This window comes from Chamaesiphon sp. OTE_75_metabat_556 (genome assembly GCF_031378165.1).
Taxonomy (GTDB): Bacteria; Cyanobacteriota; Cyanobacteriia; order Cyanobacteriales; family Chamaesiphonaceae; genus Chamaesiphon.
Window position 1 is genome coordinate 1 of sequence record NZ_JANNDR010000069.1, and the last position, 7,777, is coordinate 7,777.

General features: G+C 46.6%; 9 protein-coding genes and 2 pseudogenes. 4 read left to right on the top strand and 7 right to left on the bottom strand.

Annotation, left to right across the window (positions count from 1 at the left end):
• Positions 1 to 46 precede the first annotated feature (46 nt).
• Positions 47 to 178, top strand: a complete 132-nt coding sequence (locus RMO27_RS23710) for a hypothetical protein (protein ID WP_396133606.1) — start codon at positions 47 to 49, stop codon at positions 176 to 178.
• On the opposite strand, the pseudogene pheS reads toward RMO27_RS23710, so the two are convergent.
• A pseudogene (gene pheS, locus RMO27_RS03310) lies at positions 116 to 1,105 on the bottom strand (phenylalanine--tRNA ligase subunit alpha); the annotation flags it as partial. The gene RMO27_RS23710 and the pseudogene pheS overlap by 63 nt on opposite strands.
• Positions 1,106 to 1,319: 214 nt before the next feature.
• Here pheS and RMO27_RS03315 point away from each other — a divergent pair.
• Genes RMO27_RS03315 through RMO27_RS03325 form a run of 3 tightly spaced genes read left to right on the top strand, consistent with a single transcriptional unit; the run spans position 1,320 to position 3,252 of the window.
• Positions 1,320 to 1,742, top strand: a complete 423-nt coding sequence (locus RMO27_RS03315; RefSeq protein ID WP_309729065.1) for a hypothetical protein — start codon at positions 1,320 to 1,322, stop codon at positions 1,740 to 1,742.
• A gap of 6 nt (positions 1,743 to 1,748) precedes the next feature.
• The gene (locus RMO27_RS03320) at positions 1,749 to 2,849 is read left to right on the top strand and encodes an NB-ARC domain-containing protein (RefSeq protein WP_309729067.1); all 1,101 of its coding nucleotides are present in this window, start codon (positions 1,749 to 1,751) and stop codon (positions 2,847 to 2,849) included.
• Entirely contained in the window at positions 2,770 to 3,252 is a 483-nt protein-coding gene (locus tag RMO27_RS03325) for a tetratricopeptide repeat protein (protein WP_309729069.1), read from the top strand. Before RMO27_RS03320 ends, RMO27_RS03325 begins: the two co-directional genes overlap by 80 nt.
• A gap of 162 nt (positions 3,253 to 3,414) precedes the next feature.
• Here RMO27_RS03325 and RMO27_RS03330 read toward each other — a convergent pair.
• From RMO27_RS03330 to RMO27_RS03355, 6 genes and pseudogenes are all read right to left on the bottom strand, one after another.
• Positions 3,415 to 4,473 (bottom strand): annotated as a pseudogene (locus tag RMO27_RS03330) (type I restriction endonuclease); the annotation flags it as partial.
• A gap of 73 nt (positions 4,474 to 4,546) precedes the next feature.
• On the bottom strand, positions 4,547 to 4,681 hold the full coding sequence (locus RMO27_RS03335; RefSeq protein WP_309729073.1) for a hypothetical protein: 135 nt from the start codon (positions 4,679 to 4,681) through the stop codon (positions 4,547 to 4,549).
• Between the two features lie 126 nt (positions 4,682 to 4,807).
• Positions 4,808 to 5,521 (bottom strand): transposase, encoded by a 714-nt coding sequence (locus RMO27_RS03340; RefSeq protein WP_309729074.1) that lies wholly within the window; start codon positions 5,519 to 5,521, stop codon positions 4,808 to 4,810.
• A 27-nt stretch (positions 5,522 to 5,548) separates the two neighbouring features.
• The gene (locus tag RMO27_RS03345) at positions 5,549 to 5,977 is read right to left on the bottom strand and encodes a hypothetical protein (protein WP_309729076.1); all 429 of its coding nucleotides are present in this window, start codon (positions 5,975 to 5,977) and stop codon (positions 5,549 to 5,551) included.
• A gap of 449 nt (positions 5,978 to 6,426) precedes the next feature.
• Positions 6,427 to 7,563 (bottom strand): alpha/beta hydrolase, encoded by a 1,137-nt coding sequence (locus RMO27_RS03350; protein WP_309729078.1) that lies wholly within the window; start codon positions 7,561 to 7,563, stop codon positions 6,427 to 6,429.
• A gap of 11 nt (positions 7,564 to 7,574) precedes the next feature.
• A partial coding sequence (locus tag RMO27_RS03355; RefSeq protein WP_309729080.1) for a hypothetical protein occupies positions 7,575 to 7,777 on the bottom strand: 203 nt, incomplete at its 5' end.

Here is a 7,777-nt window from a genome sequence, read left to right on the forward strand (position 1 = left end):
CCTCGAAGCTCAAGACCCGATCTATGCTGTGATTCGAGGGACCGCCATGAATCAGGACGGTCACACAACCGGCATCACGGTTCCGAGCCGGGAAGCTCAAGAGGCGCTGCTTCGAGAAGCGCTGCATGAAGCGGAGATCGCTCCCATAGAGCTTCCGAATATCATCGATTTGGTGTAGCACCATTGCCAGTCGCTCGACCCCAAAGCCAGCGGCAAATCCGCTGTATACTTCTGGATCGTGACCGACTTTGGTGAGGACATTGGGATCTACCATCCCACAGCCCATAATTTCTAACCATCGCCCTTGCCATTGCACATCGACTTCTGCTGACGGCTCGGTGAAGGGGAAATAACTAGCGCGGAACCGAATCGGTAGCTCCATTCCAAAGGCTTGAGTCAAGAATTCTTTAATGGTACCTTTGAGATCGGTAAAGGTTAGATCTGGGGCGATTGCTAGGATTTCAATTTGATGGAAGACGGCTGAGTGCGTCGCATCGACGGTATCGCGACGATAACAACGTCCGGGCGAAATAATCCGAATTGGTGGCTCATTCTCCTCCATATAGTGAATCTGTACCGAAGAAGTATGCGTCCGCAGCAGATTCCCATCGGGAAGATAGAAAGTATCCTGCATATCTCGTGCCGGATGCTCTGGTGGTGTGTTCAGAGCCTCAAAATTGTAGTAATCTGTCTCCATTTCTGGCCCCGTCGCCACCGTATAGCCCATACCGACGAAAATATCCACCATTCGATCGATCGTCGAATTAATCGGATGAACCCGCCCCTGGGGATAATACACACCGGGCATCGTCACATCGATCGTCTCAGCCGCTAATTGTGCCTGAATTTGCGCCGTTTGGAAATCGGTTTTGGCGCGATCGAGTTGCGCCTGAATGGCATCTTTGACGACATTTGCCGCCGCCCCAATTGCCGGACGCTCTTCCGCTGAGAGTTTACCCATCCCGCCCAAGATTTTGGAGACTTCGCCCTTTTTGCCCAGATAATTGACTCGGAGCTGCTCTAATGCTTCTAGTGTCGGAGCTTGAGCGATCGCGGCTAGTGCTGTCGCTTGGAGTGTTGCTAGTTGTTGTTCGAGTTCGCTCATGAATATCGCCGTACCAGATGTTCGCAGTTAACAGTTATGCGGTACCAGTTGCAGTAACTGTTCGCCAATCTAGATTTTAACTGATGAATACCATCTCCTGTTCGATTCGCACTAGCAAACAATCCGATCGATCGAGTCACTCGCATTACAAATTGAGCTAGAAATGTGGGAAAGCTAAAATAATAAATGTCAACCAAATAAATTACAACATCAGATGGATATTGCACTGTTGGTAAATTTGCTGGCTCCGGCTCTGCCTGTATTGCTGGGATTGGGACAAAAAGCGATCGACAAAGGAGCCGAAAAGCTGGGCGAGAAAGGAGCAGAGGGTTTGGTTGGGAAGATGTGGCAGCTATTGAAACCAAAGGTGGAAGCCAAACCAGGAGCTTTAGATATCGCCAAAGATGTAGCAAACGATCCAGAAAATAAAGGCGCAACCTCATCTCTAGAATATCAGTTGCAGAAAATCCTTGAAGCCCCAGAGAATAAAGATTTGGCGGCGGAGATTTCCAAGCTGTTAGCCGAATCTGAAGAGGTGAAGGGCAGCAAGTATAACGTGACGATCGGAGATGATGCGATTGTGGGCGCGATCGGGGATAAAAACACCGTGACACAACATATCGGTACCAAACCCTAAACCGAAATGACAGACTCCACGCCTAAATATCAGCCCCAGATCGATAAAAGTATCCTTGGCGCGATCGGGGATTACAGCACCGTCAATCAGTATATCCAATCCCACCCTGTACAACCTTCGCCCTATATGCTGCCGCAGGATATCGGGGATTTCACGGGACGGGAAGATTATATCGCCCAGATCGAAGCAACATTGGATCGGGTTAAAATTGCGGCGATCGCGGGAATACCTGGTGTGGGTAAATCTGCGCTGGCGATTCGGGTTGCCTATCGACTCAAGGAGCGATATCCCGATGCCCAGCTCTATGTCAATCTCTACGGGCAAGACCCACAATTAGCACTGGAGACTAACACAGTCCTGATTCGGTTTTTGAAGGCACTGACAGGGCAGGATGAGTCCCAGTTGGCAACAGATCTAGAGGGGTTGAAAGGGCAATATCGATCGATCTTAGCCACCAAACAAGCATTAATCATCCTCGATAATGCGCGGGATGAATCACAGATTCGGGATTTATTACCCAGCAATCCCCAGTGTGCGGTAGTGGTGACGAGTCGATCGCGGTTGACGGGGTTGCCTGGGGTGGAATCGATCGATTTAGAACCGATGGCGGTGGGAATAAATGGAGAATTGGGTGAGGCGGAGCTACTATTTCAGGCAATTTTGCAAGATGGCAAGCGGGTAGAGGCAGAATTACCAGCAGCACGAGAAATCGTCAATCTCTGCGGAGGTTTACCGATCGCGATTCGGATTACGGCAGCTACACTCGATCAGCAGATCTGGGCGCGAAAGTCGCTCCAGGTTTATGCTCAGGAGCTAGCTAATGAGTCAACTCGCTTGAATAAACTAGAAAACGAGAATGTAGAGAAAGCGATTCCAGGACAGGGTTCGGTAAGAGCAAGTTTCAATCTTAGCTATCAGACATTAACCGAAGAGGATCGGCAGTTATTTCGCTGGGCGGGGGGATTGCCTGGTGTGAATTTTGGGGTGGCAGTCTTGGCAGCAATAATGGATCGGGAAGAATCCCAAGTTGAAGCGGGATTGGGGCGACTGCTCGAAGCTCAGGTATTACGACCAAGGCAAGTGGGACGATGCGATTGCTTGCTATGAAAAATCTTTAGAGATTTTCAGCCAACTGGGAGACGATCTTGGGGTAGCCAAAACCCTCAATAATTTGGGACTAGTGTATTATTATGACCAAGGCAAGTGGGACGAGGCGATTGCTTGCTATGAGAAATCTTTAGAGATTAAACACCAAGTGGGAGATCTCCATGGGGTAAGAATAACTCGAAAGAATTTAGGATTACTTCACGATCGACGCAACGAAATAGAACAAGCTCAAACATTTTGGCAAGAGGCTCTTACATACCTTCATCCCAGTTCTCCAGAATTTCAAACCGTACAGCAGTTGCTAAATACTCCCACCCCACCCATAGTTAAACCTCGCGAGGTGAATTATTTACTACCATTAGCGATCAGTGGTTTTATTCTGTTTTGCTTGGTTAAAGGTTAATGGCTGCTAGCGATCTTTGGTGTTGCCACGATTTTATTCTGCTTCCGTCGGCACTTTGATTTGTCAGATTAATGGATTGACTAAGATTGCTCTCTAGCCTATCATCATAGTCCATCAGCAAATCATTCTAATCATAGTTCGGACAGCGAGGATACACAGACTCGATTGGTTCAAACTTCGATCGAGTACCACCCGATCGGTCACGACAATTACACTATCAAATACTCGCCGATCTGCTGCATCGTGTAATGAAGAGAGACGATGTACCAACAAACCAATAGTATTACTCTTGCCGCTCCCAGCAGAATGCTCGACTAAGTAATTATGTCCCGCGCCTTCTTGTGCCGCAACTGCCACCATTTCGCGGACAGCTTTTAACTGGTGATAACGCGTAAAGATCGTCGTTTCTTTCTTGACTTTCTTTCCTTCGTCTGAGATTTTTTCTTCCTCTTGAAGATGGATAAACCGCGCAAATAAATCCATCAAACTATCTCGCTGAAGCACTTCTTCCCAAAGATAAGCGGTACGATAATTACGACCTTTGGGATCGGGTGGATTGCCCGCGCCGCCATCCCAGCATTGGTTGAATGGCAAAAAGTGAGTAGAAGAGCCAGCTAATCGAGTGGTCATGTGGACTTCTTCTGTATCGACGGCAAAATGAACCAGCGTCCGCTTCTTAAAATCAAAGATTTTTTCTCTTGAATCGAGATCGTGTCGATATTGATGAATCGCGTCTGCGGCGGTTTGATTAGTCAGTGGATTTTTGAGTTCTAAAGTAATTAATGGTACGCCATTAATACTGATGGTGACATCGAGAGAGCGTTCATTTTTGGGACTGAAATGAAGCTGGCGAGTGAGTCCGATAATATTTGCAGCGTAGCGGGCTTCGAGTTCTGGATTTAGTCCGTGGGCTGGTTTGAAGAAGGCAATCCGCAGGGTTTTACCATAACATTTGAATCCATGTCTAAGGGTGCTGAGTGATCCGTTTGTATCCATCCATTTGCATAGGGCAGGAATAACTCGATCGCCTGTTTTATCACCATGTAGAAGTTCTAATTTGCCCCAGATTTTGGGTTGGGTGGTTTGAATGAATTTTAGAGCAACAGTAGAAAAGATTGCATTTTCTCGATCGAATTCCTTGGATGTATGCTGCTAGAATCCAGATGATAGGAGGATATCTTTGATCGCGTTTTCAAAGGCTGTTTCAGAAGTTCTGTTCATGGCATTTTCGCACTCTGTTTACGTCGATCGGATCGGATATTTTGGGTTGAATCTAAAAAAATAGCTCCTCTAGCTAGACGTTCCATTTTCCACGATCGTAATCCCATTGCCCGACAAACAATTCACTCTTACTAACTGTCTCACTTACTGGCAAAATAAATTCCTGAATTGTCTCTACAACATCCATCAAACTCAACTCATTTGCCACTAACTGATGCTTGCGTAAAAATGCTTTCCAAGCCTGTTATTTTTGAAGATCGGTTGTAAATAACGGCGTGAATGCCCTGACTGCCTGACCTGACTGCCTGACACATCTTTAATTGAGGTGCAATAGTCAGGTGGTGCAAGCAATAGTACTGATGCGAGAAAACCAGATTGAGTCGTAGAAATCTAGTTGAGCCTTCTTGGAAGCGAAGCAAGGCTCTGGATCTTTAGAAAACACAGGAATAGGAACAAGTAATGTTCGTCCTTTATTAATCACGCCGCGAAGGTAGCGCAAACCAATTTTGAGATAGCTTAAACCTCGTCGCCAATGAGGGTCAACAGTAGTTCGCAAGCCAGTAATAGTAACGGTCATCCCAGTTGTGGTGGCATAGAGTATGGCCACAGCAGCAATCAGATATAAGCGTTTAATCGCCGACTCGCAGCGAAGGCGAGAATCTTCTAAGCCAAAAGCTCCAGACTTGCCATCTAAAAATAATTCCTCCACACAAAACCGTAAACTATACTGCCACAATGTCTGTAAGCTGGGAACTTCGTCAGTAATCACAGCCCAGGAATCTTTGGCTCCTTTGACTGTTGCTAAGACTAGATTAACTCGGTGGATTCCATCTGCCCACAAACCAACATTTGTTAAAAGTTTGGCCTGATTTACTGGTGGATAACGCTTTCCCACTGCGATGGGATGACGGTTGACACCATGTAATAGAACATCACACTTGAGCCTGAGTGCATAATGCCAATCTGTTAATTTCAGCCATGCCATTAACTCATGGCAGGCAAATGCTCTATCCGCTAAGAGCATCACATCTGGGTGCTTTCGTAACAACCATCTCGCTTTCCGTAGCAGTGGGATCTACTCCGAGAAAGCAACTGTGGCACTTTCATGTTCTAGCACATCCCATCGTAGCGGTATGGCTCTTCCACAACAGACTACTGATAAATGAATCATGCAGTATTTATTCCACAACACTGTTGTGTCAATCGCTAAATACAATCGCCGATTTTTCCATTGACTCAATGCTGCCATTACTAGCGGGATATCAATGTGTTCGACATTAATCGAACTATTCGTCAAAAACCTCCGCCATCGACGCTCATAGCTTTGAGCTTGAGTTGCCTTGCTTGTGACGTATGGTTCCCACGCTGACAGATTTAGTTTTCCACTGGCAATTAAGGCACTCACCATCCAGCCTAATGTTTTGAGATGTCTCCAGTCTTTTACTTGACTATATTGACTAAATAATCCTAATAATTGACGATAAAGAGGAGTAGAAGCATTCATGTGAATTTCAGCTAGAGCGTTCGTAACTTTAGCTTCTCATGTTTTTCTACTCTTTTCTTCTCTCCGTCTGCTTTTGAGACACTTGTGTCAGGCAGTCAGGGTCAGCAACAGACCAGATAAAATTGGATAGAGACTGGAAGCTAACTGAACTCATAACATTTAGATGCGGCAAACTTGGCGTTCGCGTCCTGAAGTCGATCGTTCACTTATTCTATCCTTTGCGAGCCTTTATCTTGGTAAGTGAAGCCAACATTAAATAACCTAAGTTGCTACCTATACTCACAGTGGTTAAAACCACTCCTCGTAATGCAAAGTCCGCCTCAGTCTTGCAGACTGGCTTCGCCTACGCGGACTAATAAATTTAGTCGGCGTAGGCGGACTTTGCGACATTAGCCGCGACTTCAGTCGCAGGCATTCTATAGGTAGCAACTTGGGTTAAATAATTAGAGTTAATTGCTTTCGCACGATCGAGTAGTCTGGGTGCAGGCATCGGATCGGTTATTCTTTCCTGCTAATACGTCCTCTTGTAAGATCTGCTTCATTCTGTCCGGCTCTTCAAACATCGGACTGTGCGCAGAGTGCTCAAAAGTATAAAACCCCTTGATCGGTGCTTGCAGTCGATCGAGATACGCTTTTGCTAACGAGTAGGAGACAGTGTAATCATACTTGCCGTGGAAGAAGTAGACCGGGAGATCCAGCTTTTGAATTTGTTTAGTAAGATCCGTGGCGATCATCTTGTCCCACAGCATCTGGTCAGATGAAAACTTCCCCCGCCAGAGAGCAAGCTTCTCGCCCAAAGTGTATCCTCTGAATAGCCAAGATGCCAGGAAAACACCAGTCATCACTGATTTCATATCATGTGTGGTGCCCACACCAAGGCTGTGCATGGCACTGTCACGTACTTTCATATAGGCAGCAGGTAACGGGACTGACATGGTGGGTGGCGCAGCTTCTAGTTGTTTCACCATTCTGGTATTTCCGATCTCTTTGTACCGCCCTACCATATATTCATACGACAGCATTTCCGACTGGAGTTGATAGGACATCTGCCCAACGCCGATATAGGCATAGAACAATTCGGGCGCACGAGCCGCTGCCTGTATTCCAATCAGGCTCCCGCCTGAGTGTGCCATCATGTAGATCTTGTCCTTGTGAAAACGGCTACGGAGGTACTTCGTCACTGCCAAGGTATCAGATATTGACTGCTCCACTGTCAAGGTTTCTGGTGGCACATTGGCACTGTAAGAAAGTCCGGCATTCCGGCGATCCCACCAACAGATGGTGAAGTATTGCTCCATGCCTGTAGGGTAGTTCTGTGTCAGGAAGTATTCAGGCATAGCAGTGCCGCCATGGATGAATAGAAGTACCGGATTGTCAACATTTTTTCCGATGATGAACATTCCTTGCTGTACACCATTGATGTTCACATGAATCTTCTCTGAAATGCTGCCCGCAAGTGCGTGACCCTTTTCGTCAAGGAAAGGTTTGGCCTTGCCAGAGCTGACCGCAAGCAGTAAGCCTAAAAGGATGACAATGACTCCCAAGAGGATGCCTACTATTAGACCCGCTGTTCCAATTCCTGCCATGATGAGTTCTCCTAAGCTGTAATAGGAAGTCTCTGCACCCCAGTTTGCAGAAGTACTTTAGCAATTTCTGGTTCGATCGTCATGACGATATCTCCTTGTGAAGAGACATCAGAGAGGAAGCAATATAGATGGTGATTGATTTTCGCGATGGTTAGTTCGTTGGCGTACTTCTGCGTTGGCGTTAGCCTACCGTAGGTACAGGCAGACGTTTCAC

Excerpts from the sequence above, each read along its gene's own strand:
- RMO27_RS23710 (WP_396133606.1), top strand. The coding sequence starts at position 47 with ATGAATCAGGACGGTCACACAACCGGCATCACGGTTCCGAGCCGGGAA.
- RMO27_RS03315 (WP_309729065.1), top strand. The coding sequence starts at position 1,320 with ATGGATATTGCACTGTTGGTAAATTTGCTGGCTCCGGCTCTGCCTGTA.
- RMO27_RS03320 (WP_309729067.1), top strand. The coding sequence starts at position 1,749 with ATGACAGACTCCACGCCTAAATATCAGCCCCAGATCGATAAAAGTATC.
- RMO27_RS03345 (WP_309729076.1), bottom strand. The coding sequence starts at position 5,977 with ATGAATGCTTCTACTCCTCTTTATCGTCAATTATTAGGATTATTTAGT.
- RMO27_RS03350 (WP_309729078.1), bottom strand. The coding sequence starts at position 7,563 with ATGGCAGGAATTGGAACAGCGGGTCTAATAGTAGGCATCCTCTTGGGA.